Genomic DNA, 25,671 nt, shown 5'->3' on the forward strand with positions numbered 1-25,671 from the left:
TTAGTGCGGGAAAGGCCAGAGTCTCAGTTTTTCCTTGGCCACGCGCCACAGCTGGGCGATTCCATGTGGCTCCGCGATCAGGAAGATCACGATCAGCGCACCAACAATTACCAACTGGATATGGGCCACGATATCCGTGGGCCAGCCGAGCACATCCACGCCCACGACCTTGAGAACGACCGGCAGCAGCACTAGGAACGCCGCCCCTGCAAAGGAGCCAAAGATCGAGCCCAGACCGCCGATGATCACCATGAACAGCACTAGGAATGATTTATTGATGCCAAAGGCTTCGCCGACCTCGACTGCGCCAAGATAGACGGAAAAGAACAGCGCGCCGGAAACACCGATGAAGAAGCCCGACACCCCAAAGGCCGAGAGCTTGGCCTTTAGCGGGTTCACCCCGATGATCTCCGCCGCAATATCCATATCGCGGATCGCCATCCAGCTGCGGCCCACGGTCCCGCGGGTCAAATTTCGGGCAACCAACGCGCAGAAAGCGAGGAAAATCAGGCTGAACATATAAGTGGCCCAGGCCGGTGCATTGGGACCGGTGATGATGATACCGAACACATCTCGTTCGGGTGCACTGATCTGGCCCGAGGCAGAGTAGTTATAAAACCACGGCACCCGGTTGAAGAGCCAGACCAGAAAAAACTGCGCCGCCAGCGTCGCCACGGCAAGGTAGAACCCCTTGATCCTCAGCGATGGAAGACCGAAGGCAATGCAGACCAGCGCCGTGATACCGCCGGCGAGCAACACGTGAATGAACATGCTCATTTCCGGGAATGCGGTCATCAGCTTGTAGCAGGCATAGGCCCCCACAGCCATGAAACCGCCAGTCCCGAGGGACACCTGACCACAGTATCCGACCAGAATATTCAGGCCAATTGCGGCAATCGAGTAGATCAAGAACGGCAGCAGGATCGCATTGGCCCAGTAGTCATTTACCACAAAGGGAACCACCAGGAATGCCAGCGCCAGCACCACGTAGTAGCGGATCCGGTCAAACTTGATCGGGAAGGTCTGACTGTCATCTTGGTAGGAGGTTTTGAAATCTCCGGCTTCACGATAGAACATGACTCAGATGCTCCCTTCTTGCTGCGCGCGGTTTCTCTGACCCGCGTCGAGTTGATTTGTCTTGCTTGCGTAGCCACTTAGCTCGGCCACACGGGCCAGTCGCAAGTAGGCAAGGATCCCGGTGATCAGCCCCGCCGCCGCCAGCAGCGATGCCGTGACCATCTGCGCCTCCGAAAACCCCTCGGCAGTCAGCGCCAGGTAGCCAAAGGCCCAGAACCCGGCCCATGCAATCACATTGACGATGGCAATCAGCTTGGTCATCTGACCCCTCCGACGTTAACCATTTCTTCGGATTTCCGGCTTTCGCCACATTTCGCCCAATTCTCTGTGCCATCTTCTGCGTGGGAAAAGTGAGTGGGAACGATGAGTGCAATTTTGCAGGAAATCCGGCAGCTAGAGGCTGCCCGGGACAGGGGGGACATATCCCCCGAAGACTTTACAAAGGCGAAGAACCGGCTGCTAAGCACAGTCGAAGACGCGACAGTGTTACCGCAGGCCAACCGCCAGCCACCCCCGCGCGCCACAGTGCGGCAATCGGGAACCCCGGCCTCTACCGCCTGGGGCATGCTGCTACTGGCGCTGTGCGCCGCGACTGTCATGACGGTGCTTGTTGGCCAGTTGGTCGGCGACATGACCATCGCCTTCACACTGGTGGTCACCGTCTTTGCCGCCATCGTCATCGCTGCCTTCCGGCGTCTGGAGGGCTGAGCAGACCGGCATGGCGCGGCCATATTCCGGTGGCGCCATGCAGACATGATAACGGCCTCAGACCCGTTCAATGATCTTCTCCCCGAACAGACCCTGAGGGCGGAACACCAGGAACAGCAGGGCCAGCACATAGGCAAACCAGTTCTCCGTCGCGCCGCCAACCATCGGGCCGACCAAGAATTCAAACAGTTTTTCGCCAACACCGATGATCAGCCCGCCGACAATTGCACCGGGGATTGAGGTAAAGCCGCCAAGCATAAGCACCGGAAGGGCTTTCAGCGCGATCAGCGACAGGGAGAACTGTACGCCGGATTTCGTGCCCCACATGATGCCGGCAACCAGCGCGACAAACCCCGCAACAGACCAGACCAGCACCCAGATGAAGTTCAGCGAGATGCCAACAGACAAGGCCGCCTGGTGATCATCAGCAACAGCCCGCATCGCGCGGCCCTGTTTGGTGTACTGTGCAAAAGCCACCAGCCCGGCCACGAGCAGCGCGGCAATAACCGTCGCCACGATATCGAGGTTGTCGATGAAGAACCCATAGTCGAAGATCTGATAGGTGGTCTCGTCGATCCACAGGTTGATCCCCTGCGGCAGGCCGACATCCAACGCTTTGATCTCAGACCCCCACATCAGATCCGCCACCCCTTCAAGGAAATAGGCAAGTCCAATGGTGGCCATGAACAGAATGATCGGCTCCTGACCAACCAGATGGCGCATCACGAAATGCTGCACCATCCAGGCCAGCAACACCATCACGCCCACTGTCATGAGAATTGCGATAAAGGACGGGACCGTCCAACCGAAATGGGTGATATGCCCACCAAAGATCGCGTTGATCACATGGGAGAACGGCACCTGACCGTTCATGATCCCCACCAGTGTCATAGCCGCAAATAGCGCCATCACACCCTGTGCATAGTTGAAGATTCCCGAGGCCTTGTAGATCAGGACAAAGCCCAGCGCGACCAGCGCATAAAGCACGCCCGCCATCAGGCCATTCAGCGTGACTTCCATCGCAAAGACGAGTTGTTCAGGCATCCCGCTCTCCTCCTACAAGTGTCTTCAGAGACGCTTGCCAAAAAATTTCATAATTTTTCCCGCTGAGCTGCTGATCAGTCATGGCTAACCCCCAGATAGGCATCAATCACATCCTGATTGCTGCGCACCTCATCGGGTGTGCCGTCTCCGATTTTCTTGCCGTAATCCATCACCACAACCCGGTCGGACAGGTCCATGACCACGCCCATATCGTGTTCGATCAAAGCAATGGTGGTGCCGAATTCGTCATTCACATCGAGGATAAAGCGGGACATGTCCTCTTTTTCCTCGACGTTCATGCCCGCCATCGGCTCGTCCAGCAGCAAAAGCTTGGGTTCCGCGGCCAGCGCGCGCGCCAGCTCAACCCGTTTTTTCAGGCCATAGGGCAGTCGTGCCACCGGCGTCTTGCGGATGTGCTGGATTTCGAGAAAATCGATGATCCGCTCCACCGCCTCGCGGTTTTCGGTCTCTTCCGCCTCTGCCTTGCCGCGCCAGATCGCCTGCTGAAAAATATTGGTTTTCATGAAGTTGAGGCGCCCGGTCATCACATTGTCCAGCACACTCATGCCATCGAACAGCGCGATATTCTGGAATGTCCTCGCGATGCCCTGACGGGCCACCTCATAGGGGCGCATCTGCGGACGGGGTTTGCCGCGAAACAGCACCTGGCCTTCCTGCGGCACATAAAACCCCGAGATCACGTTCAACATCGAGGATTTGCCCGCGCCGTTGGGACCGATGATGGCCCGGATCTCACCCTCGCGTATGTCGAAGGAGATATCCTTGATCGCAACCACGCCGCCAAAGCGCAGGGTGATGTTTTTCATCTCCATCACCACGCCGCCGATCTTGCGCCCGTCCTCGGTGATATAGCCGTCTTCCATATCCTTCACGACACCGCGCCTTTCGCATTGTTGTTTTGTTGTCTATGGCTTCGCGCCGCTGCCGGCCGCATCGCTGCAGGTCTTGTCATCAACTGTCTCATTCTGCAGCCACCGCCTGTGGGGCAACCGGCACGACCTTGGCATCAATGATGTCCAGCGTGGCGCTGATCTCACCCTTTCGGCCATCCTCATAGGTCACTTCCGTACGTGTCGAAATCTGCGAGGAGCCATCGTAAAGCGCTGTGATAATGTCCGAATACTTGTCCTCGACCACAACACGGCGCACCTTGCGGGTCCGGGTCATCTCGCCATCGTCAGCGTCCAGTTCCTTGTGCAGGACAACAAAGCGATGCACCTGGCAGCCGGACAGCATCCGGTCCTGCGCCACCGACTCGTTGACGGTTTCGACATGTTCCTTGATCGATTGCAGCACCTTCGGGTGACCTGCCAGTTCCTGATAGGACGCATAGGCGATATTGTTCCGCTCCGCCCAGTTCCCCACCGCTGTCAGGTCGATATTGATAAAGGCGACGCAGCGGTCCCGGCCATTACCGAACAGCACAACTTCCAGAATGTCTGGGTAAAACTTCAGCTTGTTCTCGACGTATTTGGGCGCAAACATTGCCCCGTCCGCCATTTTGCCAACGTCCTTGGCTCGGTCAATAATCCGCAGATGCCCGCTGTCTTCTTCAAAGAAACCGGCATCCCCGGTGGCGACCCACCCCTCGGCATCCTTGGTCGAGGCTGTGGATTCCGGGTTGTTGTAATACTCAACAAAGGTTCCGGGAGAGCGATAGAAAATCTCGCCATTGTCCGCGATCTTGATTTCCACATCAGGGGCTGGAACACCGACGGTATCTGCACGCACCTCACCGTCAGGCTGCACGGTGATGAACACCGTCGCCTCGGTCTGGCCGTAGAGCTGTTTCAGGTTGATCCCAAGGCTGCGGTAGAAATCGAAGATTTCCGGCCCGATCGCCTCACCGGCGGTGTAGCCAACGCGAATACGGCCATAGCCCAGCGTATCCTTCAGCGGACCATAAACCAGAAGATCACCAAGCTTGTACTTCAGCCGGTCCATCAGTCCGACCGGGCGACCATCCAGAATGTCGCCGCCAACCTTCTTGGCATGCGCAAGGAAGTGGTGGAACATCTTGCGCTTCAGCGTGCTGGCATCTTCCATACGGATCATGACGCTGGTCAGCTGACCTTCGAAAACACGCGGCGGCGCGAAGAAATAGGTCGGCCCGATTTCGCGCAGATCGGTCATCATGGTGTCGGCACTCTCTGGGCAATTCACACAGAAACCGCACCAATAGGCCTGCCCGACCGAGAAGATAAAATCACCAACCCAGGCCATCGGCAGATATGACAGGATATTTTCGCCTGCCGTCAGCTTGTCGAACTCCGCAGAGTTCTTGGCGCTTTCGATCACATTACGATTGGACAGAACAACGCCCTTGGGCTTGCCCGTGGTGCCAGAAGTATAAAGCATCACGCAGGTGCTGTCGTAGGTCAGCTTGGCCTTGCGGGCTTCCAGATCGGGCGTCCATTCATCGCGCGCGGCCCGACCCTGCTCCTGCACATGGGCATATTCATGCAGCGTATGGTGGTCATATTTGCGCATGCCGCGCGGATCCAGATAGATGATCTGCTCCAGATTGCTCAGCTGCTCCTGAACCTCGAGCACCTTGTCCACCTGCTCCTGATCACCGGCGATGACGAACCGTGCGCCACAGTGATCCAGAACATAGGACATCTCTTCGGCGACCGCGTCCTGATAGAGAGGCACCGGAACCGCGCCCACCGATTGCGCCGCAACCATCGCCCAGTACAGCGATGGACGGTTGCGCCCGATGATGGCGATGAAATCTCCCTCGTTCACCCCGAGGTTGATCAGCCCAAGCGCAAGCGCCTCGATTTCCTTCTGGGTCTCGGACCAGGTCCAGCATTGCCAAATGCCGAATTCCTTTTCCCGATAGGCTTGGCGGTCGCCAATCTGCGCCGCATTGCGTTCAAGCAGCGCCGGCAGGGACATCATCCCTGCGGCACCCGACTGCGTCTGAGCCACGTTCTTTCTCCTCCCCTTTCCGACCCATGCGGCCGGACTGATCGCTACCCGCGATTCTGATCCCGATTAGGGACGGCCTCATGCTATGGCGTCAACTTTTTCCTGATGTTTTCCCAAATCTTACGAATTGTAACAGCTGTTCACCTGGCGTACGCAGGCCCTCTTGAGCGGTCTCCCTGTGACAGGCTTGCCCCTTTGCGCAGGCCGATCAGGATGCTAGCCATACGCCGTGGGAGACAGCATGAACCGATCCGAAAAACACCGCGCCACGATGACCACCGCCGGGCTCAACCTGATTGCCCAGGCGATGTCGATCTATGACAGCGATTTGCGTCTGGTGGTTTGCAACCAGCGCTTTCAGGAGATGTTCGACCTGCCTGATGCGCTGATCACTCCGGGCGCGCGGTTTGACGAAACCATCCGCCATATCGCCACCAGTGGCGAATACGGGCCCGTTGATGATATTGAGGGGTTCGTGCAGCAACGGGTCGATCAGGCGCTGGATTTCGTGCCCCATTATCTGGAGCGCGAGCGTGCCAACGGGCAAGTGATTTCGATCGAGGGGGCACCGCTGCCGCAGGGGGGCTGGGTCACGGTCTACACCGACATCACCCGCACCAAACGGATCGAACAGCTGCTACGAGCCCGTTCCGAGGAAATGTCGGATCAGCTGATCGTCCATACCGAAGAACTCTCGGCCACCAACCGGAAATTGGCCGCCACGATCACCGCGCTTGAGGAGGCCAAACGCCAGCTCACCGAGATGGAGGCCCGCACCCGCCTGACAACCGAGATGATGCCGGCCCATATCGCCCATGTGGATGCAGAGGGGTACTATACCTATACCAACCGACGCCTCAGCTCGGTCTTCCCCAGCCGTCCTTCTGAAATTCTCGGCATGCATATTGCGGAGGCACTTGGAGCTGCCGCCTATGACAAGATCGCCCCACATCTGATGGCCGCCTATCAGGGCGACAGCCCGGTGTTCGAATTCACCGAAAATCACGACAGCCGCCGGATCCGTGTCGCTTTCACCCCCGATGCTACTGGCGGCGTGTTCATCCTGTCGATGGATGTGACCGAGGAAACCCAAACCCGCGTCGCTCTGCAACAGGCCCGCCGCCGCGAGATGGCTGCTCAGATGACCAGCGGGCTGGCGCATGACTTCTCCAACCTGTTGACCATCATCCTCGGAATGCAGGGCAAGCTGGCGAAATCGGAGCTGAACCCGGAGGCCGCGGATCTGGTTCAGGCAACACTATCGGCAGCGCGGCGCGGCGGCCGGTTGCTGAACCGCATCGCAGAAATGACAGGCCATCGCAGTCTGCGCCCGCGCGCCACCGATCTTCATTCCCTACTGCAGGAACTAAAAGTCCTGGCAACGCCCTCGCTGCCGCAGGGTATGGGCCTCAGCATCGTGGACCATACCCCAGATATAAGGCTGCTGCTGGACCCCGGAAAACTGCAGGATGCACTGCTGAACCTTATCCTGAATGCACGTGATGCCTGCGGCACCCAAGGCCAGATCACCGTCAGCGCCCATGTCGTTGGTCAGACATGGTTGGAGGTCAGCGTGACCGACACCGGACCCGGCTTTTCCAAAACCGCATTAGACAAGGCGCTTAATCCGTTTTTCACCACCAAGGGCGGCGAAGGCTCCGGCCTGGGCCTGCCCATGGTCTACGACATGGCAAAATCCACCGGCGGCGACATGCGTATCGGTAATACGGTCTCCGGCGCCAGTGTGACCCTGCGCATCCCCTATCGGCTCGCGCCGGATGCTGCAGGCGGGCTGGCGCTTCTGGTGGAGGACAGCGAGGAGCTGCGCGCCACCTTCCGTGACATGCTGATCGATCTTGGCTATGCCGTGGTGGAAGCAACCAGCGTGGATGAAGCCTGCGCGCTGACCGCCGATATTGAGGGCATTTCGCTGGTGCTGTCTGATATCAAACTTCAGGGCAGCGCCACCGGCATTGATCTGGCCGAACGGTTGCAAGGCGCCCGGCTGCCCTGCATTCTGATGACATCCCTGCCAACCAGCGACCCTCTGTTTCGCACCGCCCTGAAACGCTGCCCGGTGTTGCAGAAACCCTTTACCACCCATCAGCTCTCAGCGCTGATCAAATCGGACTCCGCCGCATGAGCAGACCCCTTATTACAATTCTGGACGACGAACCTGAGATCCGACGCATCCTGACCGACACGCTTGAGGAGGCCGGGTTTCGTACTCAGAGCTTTGCCCGTGCCCGCGAGTTCGAGGCCTCGCTCAATCGGGTAACCCCCGATGTCTGTCTCGTGGATCTGTCACTGCCAGATACCGACGGGCTGGCGCTGGTCCACCGGCTGGCACTGGAACAGGGCGCCGCCGTGATCATCATTTCTGGACGCGCACAGGTGCAGGATCGTGTTACGGGGCTGGAGCTCGGGGCGGATGACTACATCACCAAACCCTTTGACCCGGCAGAGGTCGTGGCCCGCATTCGCGCCCGCCTACGTGGCGGCCCGCGCAGCGCTGCAACCACGGGAAACAGCGCAGAGTTTTCCGGCTGGACCGCGCATTTTGACCGCTACATCCTAGAAGATGACAGCGGCGCAGAGACACCATTCTCCCATGCAGAGGGCGAGGTGCTGCGACTGTTCCTAGAAAGCCCGAAACGCCTGATCTCCCGCGCGCAAATGCAGGAAAGCCTCGGTGGTGGCGCAGGCGAAAGTTTCGACAGGGCAATGGATGTGCGCATTTCACGCCTGCGCACCAAACTGCGGGAGGACCCGAAGAACCCCCGGCTGATCAAAACAATCTACGGTGCCGGCTACATCTTTCTCGGCGATGTGACTTGGCTCTGACCGGCAGACCGGCCCGCGGAATATCATGACGACTGCAGCGCAGACTGGACGCAGAGAATCGGGGACGATATGATTCGTATATGGCTACCTGTCTGCTCTATCGCCAAGCCCCCGCGCGGGTTCCGCGCTTTTATCGGATCGAACTTGCAATGAACCTGTTCGCCGAAGTCTCCGTTCTGCGGGAATGGGGGGTTGCTGGCGGCAGCGGACAGAGTGCGATCAACATTTACGGCAACCTGCGTGAAGCATCGATTGCCGCGGACCAACATCGTAAACGGATGCTGAAACGCGGCTACGATCGCGCCTGATCTTCGCTGCTGCCGCCGCTCCAACCGGGTTAAGATCTGTTCGCCGACTGTTCAAAACGCGGCACAGTCTCAGGTTCTCATCACCGAAACCTACCGTTCGCACGCTGCGCAACAGCTGCAAAACCAGTGCATTTTCGCGATCTGCCGTTAAGCTTTTGTTCGGTTGTTTCGCACGCGAAACATTTAGTCCGATCCGGACCTAAAAGCCAGGTCATGCGCCTGCTCTGCCCGATTGGATCCAAAATCACGAACTGACCCTTTCCACCGTTGCAAAGCTTGCATAAGACTTGCGCGGACGCAAAGGAACACGCCATGACCCACATCACGCTGATCCGCCACGGACAGGCCAACACCGGCGCCCGCGATGAGGCGAGCTATGACCGGCTAAGCGATTTGGGCCATCAGCAGGCACGCTGGTTGGGCGCGCATCTGCGCGACACCCGTGCGCATTACACCCGCGTCTATTGCGGCACTCTGACCCGTCACATCGAAACGGCTGCCGGGATGGGGCTGGAGGATGTGGTGCAGGATCCCCGCCTGAACGAGATGGAGTATTTCAACCTCGCTGAGGCGATGCAGGACCAGCACGGTCTGGATATTCCCACCGAGCGTGAGGGGTTTGTCGATCACATGCCCAAAGTCTTTGCCGCCTGGGCTGCAGATGACATCGCAAACCCGCCCGAAAGCTGGCGCGACTTTGAAACCCGCACCAGATCGGCCCTGACAGAAATCGCGGCGGGAGACGGCCCGGCCTTGGTGGTCACATCGGGCGGGTTGATCGCGATGGCGATGAGGCAAGCGATGGGGCTTGATACAACCGGAACTGCGCGGATCGCACTGGCGATCATGAACAGTTCCCTGCACCGACTGCACCCAATCGGCGGTCAACTGAGCCCGGTTTTATTCAATGCGGTACCGCATCTTGAACATCCGGAACGGCACTACGCGCAAACGCATCTCTAGGCTCAGCAGGGAGTACTGAGAACGCATGATCTGAGGGAGGACAGACTGATGCAGCTATATTACGCACCCAAGACGATTTCGGTGGCCGTGGCCATTGCGCTGGAAGAGGCCGGACTGGACTATGAACCCATTCGCATCGACTTTGCTGCCAAGGAGCAACTTGGCGACGCCTACGCCCAGATCAACCCCAAGGGCCGCGTGCCAGCATTGGTCGTCGATGGCGGTATTCTGACCGAGACCGGCGCGCTGCTGGAATATGTAGCCGACGTGGCCCCGGACGCTGGCCTGCGCCCCAAGGATCCCGTGCTGCTGGCACGCATGCGCGAGGTGATGTTCTATCTCGCATCAACCATGCATGTGAACCACGCCCACAAGCTGCGCGGCAGCCGCTGGGCCACGGAGCGCAGCAGCTGGAAAGATATGCAGAAGATGGTGCCCCAGACCATGGCGGCTTCCTGCGACTATATCTGCCAGTCTGGCCTGCGCGGCCCCTTGGTGCTGGGTGACACGCTCAGTCTCGCCGATTGCTATCTCTATGTGGTGTGCAGCTGGCTGGAAGGCGACGGGGTCAATGTCGCGAACTACCCCAAAATTCAGAAATTCATGGCGACCATGGATCAGCGCGAGTCCATTCGCGCCGTGACCGCCAAGGGCATGCTGTAAAGGACAAGACATGACACATCTATGGGTACGGGCCGAGCAGCGCCCCAACGAAGAGCGGGTCGGCCTGACCCCCGAAGGCGCCAAGGCGCTCTTGGGCGCAGGCATCAAGGTCACGGTTGAGGAAAGCTCAGTCCGGGCGATCCCCTTGCAGGGGTATATCGATGCAGGGTGCGATATCGCAGCAGAGAACGCTTGGCCGGACGCCCCAAAGGATGCCATCATCTTTGGCCTCAAGGAACTGCCAGAGGACGGTACCCCGCTGCCGCATCGCCACATCATGTTCGGCCATGCCTTCAAGGGCCAGCATTCCGGCAAGGCACTGCTGGAGCGGTTCAAGGCCGGTGGCGGCACGCTCTATGATCTGGAATATCTGGTGGATGACACCGGCCGCCGGGTTGCCGCCTTCGGCTATTGGGCCGGCTATGCAGGAGCCGCCGTCACCCTAAAAACCTGGGCCGCACAACAGCGGGGCGAGATCTGCGGGCCAGTGGGTGTCTACTCCGGCAAGGACGCGCTTTTGGCCGAACTCGGCGCCGAGCTGGACGCGCTCGCAACAGCCCGTCCCAGCGCTATGGTCATTGGCGCTCTGGGGCGCGTCGGGACTGGAGCGGCGGATCTCTGCGAGGCGATGGGAGTCACCGTCACCAAATGGGATATGGCCGAAACCGCCAGCGGCGGTCCCTTCCCCCAGATCCTGGCCCACGGCCTGTTTTTCAACTGCATCTTTGCCCGTCCCGGCACCCCGGTGTTCGTCCCGCGTGAGGCATTGGAGCAGGATCGCCAGCTGACCGCCATCGGGGATGTCGCCTGCGACCCCGACAGCGACTACAATCCGGTGCCGGTCTATACCGAAGCCACCACCTGGGAGGCCCCCGCCCTGCGCGTGGCCGAGACCCCGGTGCTCGACGTGATGGCCATAGACAATCTGCCATCCATGCTGCCGATCGAAAGCTCACAAGACTACGCAGCACAGCTCCTGTCCTCCCTGCTGACCCTCACCGATCTGCACACCGGCGTCTGGGGGCGGGCGGAAACCACCTTCAAGGATCATCTTCCGGGCTGACAGCCGACGGAACCAACAACGGAGACTGAGAAAATGACAATCCATTGGTGCGGCACCGGCCTGTCCGCAATTCCCGGCCTGCGCCGCCTGCTTGAGGCCGGTCATGATGTCGCGGTCTGGAACCGCACACCGGACAAGGCGCGCGAGGCGATTGGCGATCTGACCAGCAACATCCGCAGCTTCAGTCTGGCCAACCTTGGCCAGATGCTGAGCCCTAAGGACGTCATCGTGTCGATGCTGCCCGGCGACTGGCATGTGCCTCTGGCGGAGCTGGCGATTGAGCATGGCGCGCATTTCGTGTCCTCCTCCTACATTGCGCCGGACATGCGTGCCCTGGACCAAAAGGCCAAGGATGCAGGCGTCTGCCTGATCAATGAGGTCGGTCTCGATCCCGGTATCGATCACCTGATGGCCCACGCGCTGGTGGCGGACTATAAGGCCTCGGACGCCTTCGATGCGGCAAATGAAATCAGCTTCATCTCCTACTGCGGTGGCATCCCCAAGACACCGAACCCGTTCCGCTACAAGTTCAGCTGGTCGCCGCTCGGCGTGCTGAAGGCGCTGCGCTCTCCATCCAAATCGATCCGCGATTTCAAAGCACTGGATGTCGCGCGCCCTTGGGATGCGATCTCATCTTATGCAGCACCGCTGCCCACACCGGAGAGTTTTGAGGTCTACCCAAACCGCGACTCCCTCCCCTTCATGGCGCAGTATGAATTCGGTGACGACTGGAATGTGAAGGACTTCGTCCGCGGCACCCTGCGCCTCAATGGCTGGGCTGAAGCCTGGGCAGATGTGTTCAAGGAGGTCGAAACCCTGGAAGGCGCCGAAGGGGATGCCCGGCTCAAAGACATGTCGGATCAATTCTGGACCGAAAACGCCTATGCCGAAGGTGAGGCAGACCGCGTCGTGCTTTGCGTCGGCCTCAAGGCTGAAAGAGACGGCTCTGAAGTCTGGCACAAAACCTACGTCATGGATGCATGGGGGGATGAACGCGGCACCGCGATGGCGCGTCTGGTGTCTTATCCCGTGTCTTTCGCCATTGAGGCAGCCATGAACAGCAAAATCACGCCCGGCGTCAGCGCCGCCCCCAGCGATCCTGCATTGGTGGATCAATGGATGGCCAAGATCGGTGAACTGGCGCAGCATCTTGAGGTTGTCGACAACAAGGCCTGAGGCATCCCGCTGTTAGAGGCAGCACCCCGGCAGACAGACAAATCATACGGGCGCCGGTTTCCGGCGCCCGTCTGCATCAGGCCTCACAGATCGGAGGCAAGCTGAACGGGTCAGCCGACTGTGTTAGACATCTTTGCTAGCGATCCAGCTAGCGCCCGATGACATCCTCTTCAACGCCCTGCACATCAATCCCCAACGCATCCAACCCGGCCTCCAGATTGTCCGCCAGATGCGGCGTGCCGATCAGATAATCGGCGGTTGGGGTGGTCGCCTCCTGCCGGGCCGTGGCGATGGCCTCTTCCAGATCACCGGCCTCGAAACTGTCGCGACCGATCCACATGATCGCCACCAACTCGGCCTGTTCATCTTCGCTCATCCGGTCAATAAACGCCCTGAGTTCACCTTCGGCACGGATCAATTCGCGGGCCATCAGGGCCACCTGTGCCACCTTGCGGGTACTGATCTCAAGCATGGCGATTGTCCTCCGTTGTTCGCGCTTGCAACGGGGATCTAAACCACATGCGCAGCCACCGTCCTTGATCTGAGGCAAAGACCGCAGCAGAGGCCCCGATCAGCCATCTCTGCCGTAGATCTCAATCACCTTGCTGCGTCCGCGCAGGGTGACCGGCGGCAGGGCCACCCAGCGTTGGCGGGCGGGTTCGACTCCTGCCACCGTCAATGTAGCGGCGGAGGCAATGATGATTTGCGGCACTGTCTTGCTGTGTTGCTCCAGCCTTGACGCCGTGTTCACCGCATCTCCAAAGACCGAATACTCCAACCGCGCCGCATTACCCACAACGCCGGAAAACACCTCGCCGGCATGGACGCCGATGCCGATCTCAACCACCGGCTCCCCGGCTGCAACCCGTCGGTCCGACCAGCGGTGAACCGCCTCGCAGAGCGTCGCAGCGCAGGCCAATGCCCGGGCGGCACCATTGGGGCCACCCATTGCGACCGGTGCATCATCAAACAGCAGCATCGCGGCATCGCCCATGTATTTGTCAATCATGCCGTCATGACGCGCCGCGCTGTCTTCAACCTCGTTACGAAAAGCTGTGATGAAATCTCCGACTTCCTGCGGGTCACGGGTTTCCGACCATTGGGTGAAGCCACGAATATCGACAAACATCACCGCCATCGGCTGCCGCTGACCTTGCTGTAGCGCCGACAGCCCACCATCTGCCAGTTGATCGGCCACCTGCGCCGGCAGATAGCGGGTCAGATTGGCGCGTGCATCAGCCGCCTCCAACTCGCGGTAGAACAGCCGCCGCATGCGCGCCGCCGCCAGCACCATGACCAGACCGGCGAGGAGGATCATCGTCAGCTTCATCACATTGGCCGGAGTGTCCAAAACGCTATGCAAAATGCCAAGCTGCCCGGCATCAAGCCGATCGTCTGGCCAGAATATCAATGCGCCCAACCCTCCGCTAAGCAGCACAGTTGTATAAAGCTGCAGGCGCGGGTCCATCCGCATCACGCCATAGGCCAGCACCAGCGGCACCAGCCAGGCCGGCGGCAACAGCAACGCCACCCCGCCAGGATAACTGCTGTTTTCAAGGCTGAACCACACATTGAAGAGGAGAAACCCGCAATCAGCCGTCACGCTGAACCACGACATCCAGGGCCGGAACCATCCGATCGTGGTTGCGGCAAAAGTCACCACGCCCAGGATCAGATAGGCAAACATCGTCAGAACGGCGAACAACAGCTGGCGATGCAGAAATGGGGCCAATGTGCTGAAATCCAACCCGGCCACGGTGACCGCGAACACGGCAAACAAGCCCAATGTCACCCCGATCCTGAGGACCGAAACCAACCGCTCTGCCGCGATTGAGGCATTGGTCAGCAGGGGCGCGATTGTGGTCTGCTGCATCAGCTCTCCGGCCGCCCCAGCGGAACGACGTTGGCTGGATCACCGGGCTCGCCGATCCCTGCCGACGGTCCCGCGATTTCCTCAAAATCGAAATTGTCCAGCCGCTGCGCGCGACGGCCCGCCTTGTCGGCGCTGATCTTGATCTCTGCAACATCCTTGGCCGCCATGCCGAAATGCCGGTCCAGATTGCCGACCCGGTCGCCCAGGCGCTCCACATCCTTGTGCAAATGTCCCAACTCGCTGCGGATTGCCCCGGCCTGTTCCCGCATCCGCGCATCTTTCAGAATGGCACGCATCGTATTCAGCGTCGCCATGCAGGTTGTCGGAGAGACGATCCAGACCTTTGCGGAGAAGCCCTCCCGTACAATATCAGAGAAATTGGCATGCAGCTCAGCATAGACCGCCTCGGACGGGAGGAACATCAGCGCGCCATCTGCGGTCTCGCCGTCCAGAATATATTTCTCCGAAATGGCGCGAATGTGGGCACGCAACGCGGCCTTCAGCTGGCGCGCCGCACTGGCGCGCTCCTCCTGTGTTTCCGCATTGCGCAGTGCCTCATAAGGTTCCAGCGGGAACTTGCTGTCGATCACAATCGGGCCGGGTGGATTGGGCAGGTGGATCAGACAATCGGCGCGCTTGCCATTGCTCAGCGTATGTTGAAACGCATAGCTGTCAGCGGGCAGCGCCTTGGAGACGATATCATTGAGCTGGATCTCACCAAACGCGCCACGCGTCTGCTTGTTTGCCAGAATATCCTGAAGCCCCAGAACATCCCCGGACAGTTTGGTGATATTGTCCTGCGCCTTGTCGATCACCGCCAGCCGCTCCTGTAGCTGAGTGAGCGAGGTCACCGTGCGCTTGGTGGATCCATGTAGGCTCTCCTGCAGGCGTTCCTGCATATCCGCGAGCGCCCGCGCCTGTCGCAAAGCGTTATCTGACAGACGATCATTGACCTGTTGCTGCACTGCGCTGAGCCGGGTCTCCACCGTCTGGATCATCTGAACCTGCGCATTGGCCTGCGCGTCCGAGACATGTTGCACGCCGCCGCGCAGCTGCTGAACGCTTTGCCCCAGATGGGCCATCTGTTGCGCAATCGGCGCAATACTCTGCGCTGCACGGGCATTGGCGCGCAGCAGCATCACCAGAACTAGCAGCACCAGCCCCCCAAGCCCCAGCAGTGCGAGAGTCTGCGGGTCTGCGGTCTCAAGAAAACGCAGGATCTGCTCCATCAACTGCGTCCAAACAGGCGTTCAATGTCGGCCAGTTTCAGCTCAACATAGGTGGGGCGGCCATGGTTGCACTGGCCCGAATGCGGTGTGGCTTCCATTTCGCGCAGTAGGGCGTTCATTTCCTCGCCCCTCATCCAGCGACCCGAGCGGATGGAGCCATGACAAGCAACGCGGCTGAGGATGGCTTCGATCTTGGCCTGAACCAGCTGGCTTTCGCCCTGATCATCCAGCTCATCCAGAATATCGCGCACCATGGCCTCGGCATTCACAGTCCCCAGGATGGCCGGTGTTTCCCGCACGGCAATGGCGCCACCGCCAAAGGCCTCGATACCCAAACCAAAGCGGCTGAGGTCCTCTGCAACCGCAAGAATACGGGCGCAATCACCTTCGCTCAGTTCCACAATCTCAGGGATCAGCAGAGCCTGTGCAGCGACGCCCGCCTCTGCCATCTGGCGTTTCAGTTTTTCGTAGACCAGCCGTTCATGGGCGGCGTGCTGATCGACGATGACCATACCGTCCGCCGTCTGAGCGATAATGTAGTTTTCATGCACCTGCCCGCGTGCGGCACCAAGCGGCAGATGTTCGGCCCCGGGGGCGGCAGTGTCGGGCTGATCCGACGGCAGACCCGGGGCTATGCCATGTTCAGCGACCCTCGGCGTCTCGGTCACCCGACCGCTATAGGCACTGGCCAGCTCGGCAAATCCTGGTGCTGGTGGCGCGCCCTGATCATCCGCAAACGACCGCGCGGGCGCCTGCGCCGCGTAAGACAGGTTGCGCGCACCCAAAGAGGGGCGGTCCATCTGGTAGATCCGTGGCGCACCGTCGCCCCCGGGCTGATTGGCCATCGGTTCCGGGCGCATCGCCCCGAGCGTCGCCCCTGCAACAGTGGTGGAGGCCCGGTGGCCAGCCTCAGCCAGCCCGTGGCGCAGTGACGATACGATCAACCCCCGCGCAACACCCGGATCCCGGAACCGGACTTCGGATTTCGCGGGGTGGACGTTGACGTCCACCAGCGTCGGATCACAGTCCAGAAACAACGCCGCCGCCGGGTGGCGATCCCGGCTGAGGAAATCGAAATAGGCCGCCCTGAGGGCACCGGTCAGCATCTTATCCTTGACCGGTCGCGTGTTCACGAACAGGAATTGGGCCACAGCGGCCCCGCGCGAATAAGTGGGCAAGGCCGCATAACCGTATAGTCGGATGCCCTCACGGGTGGCATCTATCTTCAGCGCGTTTTCGGCAAATTCCCGGCCGAGAACCGTCGCCAACCGGCCGTGCAGTGCATCGAAAAGATCCCCGGTCAGGGGATCGGCGCGGAAGGTTACGCGCCCCTCGCCACCGCCGGACACATCGCGCAGCGTGAACCCCACTGAGGGTTCCGCCATAGCCAGACGCTTGACCACATCGCCGATAGCTTGGGTTTCGGCCCGGTCGCTGCGCATGAACTTCAACCGGGCTGGGGTGGCGTAGAACAGATCCCGCAGCTCCACCACCGTACCGGCCCGCAAGGCCGCCGGTTTCACCGGGTCCATCTGTCCCCCGGCCACACGGATCTGGGCGGCGTCCTGATCCTTGGCACGACTGGTGATGCTCAGCCGTCCGACCGCACCAAGGGAAGGCAACGCCTCACCGCGAAAGCCAAAGGTATGGATGTTCAGCAGATCCGAGCCGTCGATCTTGGAGGTGGCGTGACGGGACAGCGCCAGCGGCAGATCCGCAGGCGACATACCGCAACCATCATCGCTCACCCGGATCAGCGTCTTGCCGCCATCCGCGATGTCGATGGTGATCCGCGCGGCCCCCGCATCAATGGCGTTCTCCACCAATTCCTTCACCGCCGAGGCGGGGCGTTCCACCACCTCGCCTGCCGCGATGCGATTGATGGCGCTGTCGTCGAGCTGCCGGATAACCGGTTGAGAGATGCCGCTGATTTGGGGGTCTGCTTGTGCCATGCCGCAATATTTAGCATGGCACTGCGCGATTCTTCCAGCCGCAATCCTCGCGGCTGGAAGCTGTCAGTGGTACGAAAATCAGATGCCTGCGGGTGCTCCGGCCCGGTGTCGGCACGGCCCAAACCGCGCTGCGATGGCCAGTAACAGACCCGAAACTGTCGCGATCATCCCCGCTGCGCTGACCGCATCGGTCGCGCCAAGCCACAGCGGCCCATACCCCGCCAGTACGTAGCCGAAGATAGCGGACACAACAGCAAAGACGACACTCCAACCCAGCTGCCCTTCCAGACGGTTCGACATCATCCGCGCAGCCGCAGGCGGGCAGATGAACATCGCAATCACGATGATCGATCCCACCGCGTCAAAGGCCGCAACGGCGGCAATTGCGGCGGTGATAACCAGCCCCAGCCCCAAAAGATTGGTGCGAATGCCAAGGGTCCGGGCAAAGCCCTCGTCAAAGGTCGAGATCTTGAGCGACCGCCAAAACAGAGCAATGAAAAGAATGACACCAATCAGGGTCAGTGCCATGCGTGGCAGCTCGGCCGGCAGATAGCTGAGAGCCACCGGATCCAGCAGCGAGGCCCAGCCGGTGGCATCCAGCCAGATCAGGCTTTCGAGATTGCCATAAAGCGCATGTTCCACATCTAAATGCACCGTCGATGTGTCAGTCTGCTCCAGCAACAAGACACCAGCGGCGAACATGGTGGTGAAGACAACACCCATCGCCGCGCCCGGCTCGATCCGGCCAAGGCGCCGGATCAGTTCAATCAGGATCACCGCGACAATCGCAGCCCCAGCCGCACCCAGCATCATTGGCCCGGCGGCAATCACCCCGGTCAGAAGGAAGGCCACCACAATGCCGGGCAGGACCACATGGCTGATGGCATCACCGATCAGCGCCTGACGACGCAGCAGCAGGAAATTGCCGGGAAGCGCGCAGGCCACGGCAGCAAAGATACCGATCAGCAGCGGCGTCAGCGACAGGGGGACAAATTCAGCGCCATTCATGCCGGAACCTCGCGGGGGCCGCCGATGCGGCGGTCAATTTCAGAAATCTGATCCTCGGTTAGGACCGTCTCAATCTCGCGCAGCCCATCATAGAGCGCGGCTGCCGCTTCATGGGTCTGATCGCTGCGGACCAGTGCCCAGCGATGCTCATCCCGCAAGGCCTTGGCGGCGCGCGCACGGCCTTTTTCCGTGGCCACACCATCCGCGCGCAACAACCCCCGCTGACGCAGCAGCCGTAGGGTCAGTGGCTCGTAGATCACCTGATCCTGCGCCAGTGCCAGCAATCCCTGCCGCAGATGGACCCGGCGCTGAAACCGCAGATGGCGCAACACAGCGGCAAGCACGCCACGATTGGGGGCCAACAGAAGCGACAGCACAAAGAGGGCAAAGCTCATCAACACAATGATCGGACCGGTGGGAAGATTGGGCGCCGAGGCTGAGACCGCAGCCCCCAGATAGGCCGACAGCCCTCCGGCCACACCCGCCAACAGCACCACCATATCGGATCGCTCGGTCCAGAAACGGGCGGTGACAGCCGGGATGATCAGCAAGGCCACGATCAAGATCAGACCGACGATCTTCAACCCGACAACGGTGACAGCCATCACCAATCCCATCATCATCATATCGATCCGCGACACGGAAATGCCCCGCGCCGCCGCATATTCAGGGTCGAACGCAACCAGCGTCATTGGACGCCTGAGCAGTAGGATCAGCAGCAATGTGGCCGCGCCACCGCCAGCGATCACCAGCGCATCATTCCACAGCATGCCCGCAGTGGAACCGAGCAGGAACCCCTCCAACCCGGCCTGACGACCCACGCCAAGCGTCTGAATCACGGTCAGGATCACGATGCCGAACCCGAAGAACACCGACAGCACCGCGCCAATCGCGGCATCCTCAGCAAGGCGGGTGCGCCGTGTGAGCCAGTTGAGGCACCAGAGCCCCGCCATCGCCGAGAGACCAGATCCGACCAGCAGACCAGCCAGATTGCGCCCATCACCGCCAAGCGCGACCATGACAAGAAAGGCCAGACCAACACCGGGCAGAGTGGCATGGCTGATGGCGTCGCTGACCAGCGCCCGTTTGCGCAGGAACAGGAAGGTGCCGGTGATCCCGGATGAAATGCCAAGCAGCGTCGCGCCAATGGCCACCAGCGTGGCGTTATAGCCCATCTGCAGCAGCAGAGCGTCCCAAAGCATCAGAGCGCCCCACCGGTCTGCGGACGCCGCGACCGCGACGCCGGTACTGTGGCCAGTTGATCGACCTGCGCCGTGGCAAGCCGTCCGCCGTAAGCGCTTTGCAGCGTTTCTGCGGTAAAGGCCTGCGCCACCGGACCTTCGGCCACTTTGCGGGTGTTGATCAGGAACACATTGTCAAAATACTCAGCCACCGTGGCGAGGTCGTGATGGACCACAACCACGGTCTTGCCATCTGCACGCAACTGTTTCAGCACCGCGATAATGGCCTTCTCGGTCGCTGCATCCACGCCGGCAAACGGTTCATCCAGCAGGTAGAGATCCGCACCCTGCGCCAAGGCCCTCGCCAGAAAGACCCGCTGCTGCTGGCCGCCAGAGAGCTGGCCGATCTGGCGGGTGGCAAAATCGCCCATCCCAACCCGGTCCAAACAGGCCTGTGCGGCCGTCCGGTGGCGGCCAGTGATCCGTCCCAGAAGACCAAGCTCGCGGTAGAGGCCCATCATGACCACATCAATCACTCGCGTCGGGAAATCCCAGTCCACACTGGCACGTTGTGGCACATAGGCGATGCGACCACGCTGACTGTTAATCGGTTTGCCGAAGACCTGCACCCGCCCCGAAACGGGCGGCACAATGCCAAGCGCCGCCTTCAGAAGCGTTGATTTACCGGCCCCATTGGGGCCGATAATCGCGGTCATACGACCTGGTTCCACCGTCATGTCTACCGAAAAAACTGCGGGTTTCTCACCATAGGTGACAGTCAGGCCGCGAATGGCCAACGGCGATTGTTCCAGGTGTTGGCGGCTCTCGGCCGCACCAGCAGGTGCGCCATTTTCACGGGCTAATTCCACAGTCATCTCACTCGGTCCTATCAAAGTCCGGCACCGGAAAGGCGGCCCGACATGCCCTTGGGCGGCACCTCGGCTCCAAGCGCGGCGGCGATGGTGGTCATATTGTGATCCAGCATCCCGACATAGGTCCCCTCATAGCTGCCATCCGCGCCCATGGCATCGGAGAACAATTCCCCGCCGATACGGACCTCGTGACCCTGCGCGGCTGAACCTTCGATCAGGGCACGGACGGAACGATCCGAAACCGAGCTTTCGACGAAGACTGCGGAAACGCCACGTTCCACCAACAAATCGACCAGTTCGCCGATGCGGTTGAGGCCCGCCTCCGACTGGGTGGAGATGCCCTGAATGCCAAGAACCTCAAACCCGAAGTCCCGCCCAAAGTAGCCAAAGGCATCATGTGCCGTGACCAACACGCGGTTTTCCTCAGGGACCTGGGCAAGAATTTCAGTTCCGTAGGTGATCAGCTGATCCAGTTCCGCCAGATGCGCCTTAGCATTGGCCGCAAACAGGTCAGCCTGCTCCGGGCGCGCCTCGGTCAGCGCCGCCTGTACCTCTGCCACCATGTCCTTCCACAGGGCGGGCGTCATCCAGACGTGCGGGTCGAATTTATCGGCATAGGTATCGTGCCCACGCAGTTTGCCCTTGTCCAGCCCATCGGCAACTGCCACCACAGGCCGTTTTCGCGCCAGATCGTGGAAAAACTCCTCCATCTGCGCCTCTAGATACAGACCATGCCAGAGCACCAGATCTGCGCGCGTCATCGCAACGATGTCGGACCGCGTCTGACGATAGGCATGGGGGTCAACCCCCGGCCCCATTAAAGCGCGGACTTCAACGGCATCACCGCCAACCTGTCGGGCGGCATCCGCGATCATGCCGGTTGTTGCCACCACTTTCAGCGGGGCCTCTGCCCGTGCAGGGCTAACACCGAGCCCCCCCGCTGGCAGGGCGATAAGTCCGGCAAGAGCCATGACAGCTGCAAGCATCGTTCTGCGGGCCATCGTCGGTGAGTTCAGTCGCAAACGCATTGGGCAAGTCCTTTGGATACTATCTGGCACCAATAAGAACACGGTGCGGCCTCCTGTCAATGCTAATGCGAATTATTCGCAATAATAAATGCGAATCGTTCTCAAAATCAGTAAATTTTTGTCCAAACAGTCAAAATTTCACTCTCAAGGCGTTGTCGCTTGCTTGCCAAGACTGGGTGGTCGTGCGATTTTCGCACCGAACTCGAACGAGGATTCCCGGCATGGAAAGCCAAATTGCAGAGCACACCGCGCAGCTGCCGCAGGTGGGCGAACCGCGTAACCCCGGCATAGAGCTGGATCTAGACTGGGCATTAGGGGTTGAGGCAAATACCTCCGCCATCGAACGCCGCTGTGCCACCCTGCCCGGTCGGCGCAGTGTGAAAAAGAACCATCAGGCAGCTTGGCTGCTGAAGGCGATCACTCTGATCGATCTGACCACATTGTCCGGCGATGACACTGTTGGCCGGGTGCAGCGCCTTTGCGCTAAAGCCCGTCAGCCAGTACGTTCCGATCTGATGCAGGCGCTTGATATGGAGCCGATCACCACCGGCGCTGTCTGCGTTTATCATGATATGATCGAGACAGCCGTAGCCGCGTTGGATGGCACCGGCATTCCGGTTGCTGCGGTATCCACCGGCTTTCCCGGCGGTCTGTCGCCATTTCACCTGCGACTGGCAGAGATCGAAGAAAGCGTGAAAGCTGGTGCAAAGGAGATCGATATCGTGATCTCCCGCCGCCATGTTCTGTCTGGCAATTGGCAGGCTCTCTATGATGAGATGAAAGCCTTTCGCGAGGCTTGCGGAGACGCCCACGTCAAGGCGATCCTCGCCACTGGTGAATTGGGCACGTTGCGCAATGTCGCGCGTGCATCGCTGATCTGCATGATGGCCGGGGCCGATTTCATCAAGACCTCGACCGGCAAGGAAAGCGTCAACGCCACGCTACCGGTCAGCCTGGTGATGATCCGCACGATCCGCGACTATCACGAACGCACCGGATACCGGGTTGGCTACAAGCCCGCAGGTGGGATTTCCAAGGCCAAAGACTCGTTGGTCTACCTATCGCTGATCAAGGAAGAGCTGGGGGATCGCTGGTTACAGCCAGATCTGTTCCGTTTTGGTGCCTCGTCGCTGTTGGGCGATATCGAACGCCAGCTCGAACATCACGTGACTGGCGCCTATTCCGCCGGCTACCGCCACGCGCTGGCGTAAGACCCAGACGCCACCCTCGGGCGCCCAAAATGCGTCCGTCCGGGCCGTTTCCCAGATTCGGGGCAGACGGCGACAGACCACAAGGCTCAACATATGACCGTAACTGTAAAAGAGATCTTTGAAACGATGGACTATGGCCCCGCCCCCGAAAGTGCCGCTGACGCCCTGGCGTGGCTGGTGGATCAGGGCGCTCGGTTCGGCCATTTCATCAATGGTGAGTTCACCGCCCCCGGTGATGGGTTTGACAGCAAGAACCCGGCCACTGGCGAAGTTCTGGCAACCCTGAGCCAAGCCACCCATTCCGATGTGGACAGCGCCGTGGATGCCGCGCGCAAGGCGCAAGCCAAATGGTCGGCTGCTGGCGGTGCCGCACGGGCGCGGTATCTTTATGCCATAGCGCGTCTGATGCAGAAACACGCGCGTCTGTTTGCGGTGCTGGAGACCCTGGACAACGGCAAGCCGATCCGCGAGAGCCGTGACATTGACGTCCCCTTGGCACAGCGTCATTTCTACTATCACGCGGGCATGGCCCAGCTGATGGAAAGCGAACTGCCCGACCGTGAGGCATTGGGTGTTTGCGGTCAGATCATCCCCTGGAATTTCCCGCTGCTGATGCTGGCATGGAAAGTGGCGCCAGCCATTGCCATGGGCAATACGGTGGTGCTGAAGCCTGCCGAATACACATCTCTCACAGCGTTGCTATTTGCAGATATCTGTCGTCAGGCGGGTCTGCCCAAAGGTGTTGTGAATATCGTCACCGGCGATGGTACTGTGGGGGAAATGATCGTTGGCGCAGACGTCGATAAAATCGCCTTTACCGGCTCTACCGCTGTGGGTCGCCGTATCCGCGAAGCCACCGCAGGCAGTGGCAAGGCGCTGACATTGGAGCTGGGCGGCAAATCGCCCTACATCGTGTTTGATGACGCCGATATCGACAGCGCCATCGAAGGGCTGGTCGATGCAATCTGGTTTAATCAGGGTCAGGTCTGCTGCGCCGGTTCGCGTCTGTTGGTACAGGAAGGTATTGCAGAACGTTTTCACACCAAGCTGCGCGCGCGGATGGACAAGCTGCGCATCGGCAATCCGTTGGACAAGAGCATCGATGTCGGGGCCATCGTGGATCCGGTTCAGCTGACCACCATCAGCGAGATGGTCGCGGCCAATACAGCGGGCCGCATGCATCAGGCGCAGATAACTGTGCCGGAACACGGCTGTTTCTATCCGCCGACGCTGATTGAAGGGCTGGCCCCCTCTGATGCGCTGATGCAGGAAGAAATCTTCGGCCCGGTTCTGGTCTCCACGACGTTCCGCACCCCTTCCGAAGCCGTCGAACTGGCCAATAACACCCGCTACGGACTGGCTGCGACCCTCTGGACCGAGAACGTCAATCTGGCGCTGGATATCGCGCCGAAACTGGTCGCGGGTGTGGTTTGGGTCAATGCAACCAACCTCTTTGATGCGGCGGCTGGTTTTGGGGGCACCCGCGAAAGCGGCTTTGGCCGGGAAGGTGGCTGGGAAGGACACAGCGCTTATACCAAACCCAGGGGCAAGGCAAAAACGCTTGACCAGATCAAAGGTTTCAGCGGCGAGGGTGCGCCGGTTGACGCGGTGGATCGCACCGCAAAGCTGTATGTTGGCGGCAAGCAGGCCCGCCCGGATGGCGGGTATTCCAAAGCCGTCCACGCAAAATCAGGCGCTCTGCTCGGCCACGTCGGGCTTGGCAATCGCAAGGATGTGCGCAACGCCGTGGAGGCCGCCGCAGGCGCAAAAGCATGGTCCAAAACCACCGGCCACCTGCGGGCGCAGATCCTTTACTATATCGGGGAGAACCTGTCGGCGCGGGCCAGCGAATTTGCGGATCGTATCGACCGGATGACGGGCAAATCGCTGGGCGCGCAGGAGGTCGAGGCCTCAATCCAACGCCTGTTCACAGCTGCTGCCTGGGCTGACAAATATGACGGTCAGGCGCATGGCGTTCCGATCCGCGGTGTCGCACTGGCAATGAAGGAGCCGGTCGGCTTGATCGGCGCGCTCTGCGCAGATGAGGCGCCTTTGCTGGGTCTGGTGTCGGTGATGGCACCGGCAATTGCCATGGGCAACCGCATGGTTCTGGCCGCCTCCGAGGCCTATCCGCTGGCCGCCACCGATTTCTATCAGGTGCTGGACACATCCGATTTGCCCGGCGGTGTCGTCAACATTCTGACCGGTCGTCACGCCGAGCTGGCCGAGCCACTGGCCGCGCATCTCAACGTCGATGCGGTCTGGAGCTTCTCCTCTTCGGATCTCTCCTCCACGATCGAAGCGGCTTCGGCTGGCAACCTGAAGCGCACCTGGGTGAACAACGGTTTGGCGATGGACTGGTCTGCCGATCACAGCCGCCGCTTCCTTGAGGCGGCAACAGAGGTGAAGAACATCTGGATTCCCTACGGCGAGTAAACCGATTGGGGCAGCTATGGCTGCTCCGATCACATCCTGCAAAAAGGGCGCGACCAGAAATGGCCGCGCCTTTTTCGTTT

The 25,671-nt window shown here is 60.3% G+C and carries 23 protein-coding genes; 10 read left to right on the forward strand and 13 right to left on the reverse strand.

Annotation, left to right across the window (positions count from 1 at the left end; all coding sequences use genetic code 11):
* Positions 1-1,077, reverse strand: coding sequence for a branched-chain amino acid ABC transporter permease (locus tag GAL_RS16240; protein WP_024098646.1), 1,077 nt, complete (start codon positions 1,075-1,077; stop codon positions 1-3).
* 3 nt (positions 1,078-1,080) lie between these two features.
* A complete protein-coding gene (locus GAL_RS16245) occupies positions 1,081-1,338 on the reverse strand; it encodes a hypothetical protein (RefSeq protein WP_014876152.1) in 258 nt (85 codons plus the stop codon).
* 102 nt (positions 1,339-1,440) lie between these two features.
* Here GAL_RS16245 and GAL_RS16250 point away from each other — a divergent pair, with 102 nt between their 5' ends.
* The gene (locus GAL_RS16250) at positions 1,441-1,785 is read left to right on the forward strand and encodes an SHOCT domain-containing protein (protein WP_024098647.1); all 345 of its coding nucleotides are present in this window, start codon (positions 1,441-1,443) and stop codon (positions 1,783-1,785) included.
* A 57-nt stretch (positions 1,786-1,842) separates the two neighbouring features.
* Here GAL_RS16250 and GAL_RS16255 read toward each other — a convergent pair whose 3' ends face one another.
* The 3 genes from GAL_RS16255 to GAL_RS16265 all read right to left on the reverse strand — a co-directional run bounded on the left by GAL_RS16255 (position 1,843) and on the right by GAL_RS16265 (position 5,754).
* Entirely contained in the window at positions 1,843-2,829 is a 987-nt protein-coding gene (locus GAL_RS16255) for a branched-chain amino acid ABC transporter permease (protein WP_024098648.1), read from the reverse strand.
* Between the two features lie 74 nt (positions 2,830-2,903).
* Positions 2,904-3,713 carry an ABC transporter ATP-binding protein gene (locus tag GAL_RS16260; RefSeq protein WP_024098649.1) on the reverse strand — a complete coding sequence of 270 codons (810 nt, stop codon included), beginning with the start codon at positions 3,711-3,713 and terminating at the stop codon, positions 2,904-2,906.
* 97 nt (positions 3,714-3,810) lie between these two features.
* Positions 3,811-5,754 carry an AMP-binding protein gene (locus tag GAL_RS16265; RefSeq protein ID WP_040104342.1) on the reverse strand — a complete coding sequence of 648 codons (1,944 nt, stop codon included), beginning with the start codon at positions 5,752-5,754 and terminating at the stop codon, positions 3,811-3,813.
* A 271-nt stretch (positions 5,755-6,025) separates the two neighbouring features.
* Here GAL_RS16265 and GAL_RS16270 point away from each other — a divergent pair, with 271 nt between their 5' ends.
* The 7 genes from GAL_RS16270 (at position 6,026) to GAL_RS16300 (ending at position 12,801) form a co-directional block, all read left to right on the forward strand.
* Complete coding sequence (locus tag GAL_RS16270) at positions 6,026-7,927, forward strand: hybrid sensor histidine kinase/response regulator (RefSeq protein ID WP_024098651.1); 1,902 nt, start codon at positions 6,026-6,028, stop codon at positions 7,925-7,927.
* Positions 7,924-8,628, forward strand: a complete 705-nt coding sequence (locus GAL_RS16275; protein WP_014876158.1) for a response regulator transcription factor — start codon at positions 7,924-7,926, stop codon at positions 8,626-8,628. Before GAL_RS16270 ends, GAL_RS16275 begins: the two co-directional genes overlap by 4 nt.
* Positions 8,629-8,708: 80 nt before the next feature.
* On the forward strand, positions 8,709-8,936 hold the full coding sequence (locus GAL_RS16280; RefSeq protein WP_024098652.1) for a WGR domain-containing protein: 228 nt from the start codon (positions 8,709-8,711) through the stop codon (positions 8,934-8,936).
* A 312-nt stretch (positions 8,937-9,248) separates the two neighbouring features.
* Positions 9,249-9,899 (forward strand): histidine phosphatase family protein, encoded by a 651-nt coding sequence (locus tag GAL_RS16285; protein ID WP_024098653.1) that lies wholly within the window; start codon positions 9,249-9,251, stop codon positions 9,897-9,899.
* Between the two features lie 48 nt (positions 9,900-9,947).
* Entirely contained in the window at positions 9,948-10,562 is a 615-nt protein-coding gene (locus GAL_RS16290; protein ID WP_024098654.1) for a glutathione S-transferase family protein, read from the forward strand.
* 10 nt (positions 10,563-10,572) lie between these two features.
* Complete coding sequence (locus GAL_RS16295) at positions 10,573-11,625, forward strand: saccharopine dehydrogenase (RefSeq protein ID WP_024098655.1); 1,053 nt, start codon at positions 10,573-10,575, stop codon at positions 11,623-11,625.
* A gap of 33 nt (positions 11,626-11,658) precedes the next feature.
* Positions 11,659-12,801, forward strand: a complete 1,143-nt coding sequence (locus tag GAL_RS16300) for a saccharopine dehydrogenase family protein (protein ID WP_024098656.1) — start codon at positions 11,659-11,661, stop codon at positions 12,799-12,801.
* Positions 12,802-12,949: 148 nt separating this feature from the next.
* On the opposite strand, the gene GAL_RS16305 is transcribed toward GAL_RS16300, so the two are convergent.
* From GAL_RS16305 to GAL_RS16340, 8 genes are all read right to left on the reverse strand, one after another.
* Positions 12,950-13,273 carry a DUF3775 domain-containing protein gene (locus GAL_RS16305; RefSeq protein ID WP_024098657.1) on the reverse strand — a complete coding sequence of 108 codons (324 nt, stop codon included), beginning with the start codon at positions 13,271-13,273 and terminating at the stop codon, positions 12,950-12,952.
* Positions 13,274-13,372: 99 nt separating this feature from the next.
* The gene (locus GAL_RS16310) at positions 13,373-14,674 is read right to left on the reverse strand and encodes an adenylate/guanylate cyclase domain-containing protein (RefSeq protein ID WP_024098658.1); all 1,302 of its coding nucleotides are present in this window, start codon (positions 14,672-14,674) and stop codon (positions 13,373-13,375) included.
* Positions 14,674-15,903, reverse strand: coding sequence for a DNA recombination protein RmuC (locus GAL_RS16315; RefSeq protein WP_024098659.1), 1,230 nt, complete (start codon positions 15,901-15,903; stop codon positions 14,674-14,676). Before GAL_RS16315 ends, GAL_RS16310 begins: the two co-directional genes overlap by 1 nt.
* Complete coding sequence (mutL, locus tag GAL_RS16320; protein WP_024098660.1) at positions 15,903-17,855, reverse strand: DNA mismatch repair endonuclease MutL; 1,953 nt, start codon at positions 17,853-17,855, stop codon at positions 15,903-15,905. The genes GAL_RS16315 and mutL overlap by 1 nt, the downstream gene beginning before the upstream one ends.
* Positions 17,856-17,933: 78 nt before the next feature.
* Entirely contained in the window at positions 17,934-18,863 is a 930-nt protein-coding gene (locus GAL_RS16325) for a metal ABC transporter permease (protein ID WP_024098661.1), read from the reverse strand.
* Positions 18,860-20,065 (reverse strand): metal ABC transporter permease, encoded by a 1,206-nt coding sequence (locus tag GAL_RS16330; RefSeq protein WP_024098662.1) that lies wholly within the window; start codon positions 20,063-20,065, stop codon positions 18,860-18,862. The genes GAL_RS16325 and GAL_RS16330 overlap by 4 nt, the downstream gene beginning before the upstream one ends.
* The gene (locus GAL_RS16335; RefSeq protein ID WP_024098663.1) at positions 20,065-20,919 is read right to left on the reverse strand and encodes a metal ABC transporter ATP-binding protein; all 855 of its coding nucleotides are present in this window, start codon (positions 20,917-20,919) and stop codon (positions 20,065-20,067) included. Before GAL_RS16335 ends, GAL_RS16330 begins: the two co-directional genes overlap by 1 nt.
* 14 nt (positions 20,920-20,933) lie before the next feature.
* Positions 20,934-21,944 (reverse strand): metal ABC transporter solute-binding protein, Zn/Mn family, encoded by a 1,011-nt coding sequence (locus GAL_RS16340; RefSeq protein WP_024098664.1) that lies wholly within the window; start codon positions 21,942-21,944, stop codon positions 20,934-20,936.
* A gap of 221 nt (positions 21,945-22,165) precedes the next feature.
* Between GAL_RS16340 and deoC the strand changes: the two genes are divergently transcribed.
* Both deoC and GAL_RS16350 read left to right on the forward strand, forming a co-directional pair.
* Positions 22,166-23,155 (forward strand): deoxyribose-phosphate aldolase, encoded by a 990-nt coding sequence (gene deoC, locus GAL_RS16345; protein WP_024098665.1) that lies wholly within the window; start codon positions 22,166-22,168, stop codon positions 23,153-23,155.
* A gap of 93 nt (positions 23,156-23,248) precedes the next feature.
* Positions 23,249-25,591 (forward strand): aldehyde dehydrogenase family protein, encoded by a 2,343-nt coding sequence (locus tag GAL_RS16350; RefSeq protein WP_024098666.1) that lies wholly within the window; start codon positions 23,249-23,251, stop codon positions 25,589-25,591.
* The last annotated feature ends 80 nt before the right edge of the window (positions 25,592-25,671 follow it).

Origin of the sequence: Phaeobacter gallaeciensis DSM 26640, assembly GCF_000511385.1 — a bacterium.
Taxonomy (GTDB): domain Bacteria; phylum Pseudomonadota; class Alphaproteobacteria; order Rhodobacterales; family Rhodobacteraceae; genus Phaeobacter; species Phaeobacter gallaeciensis.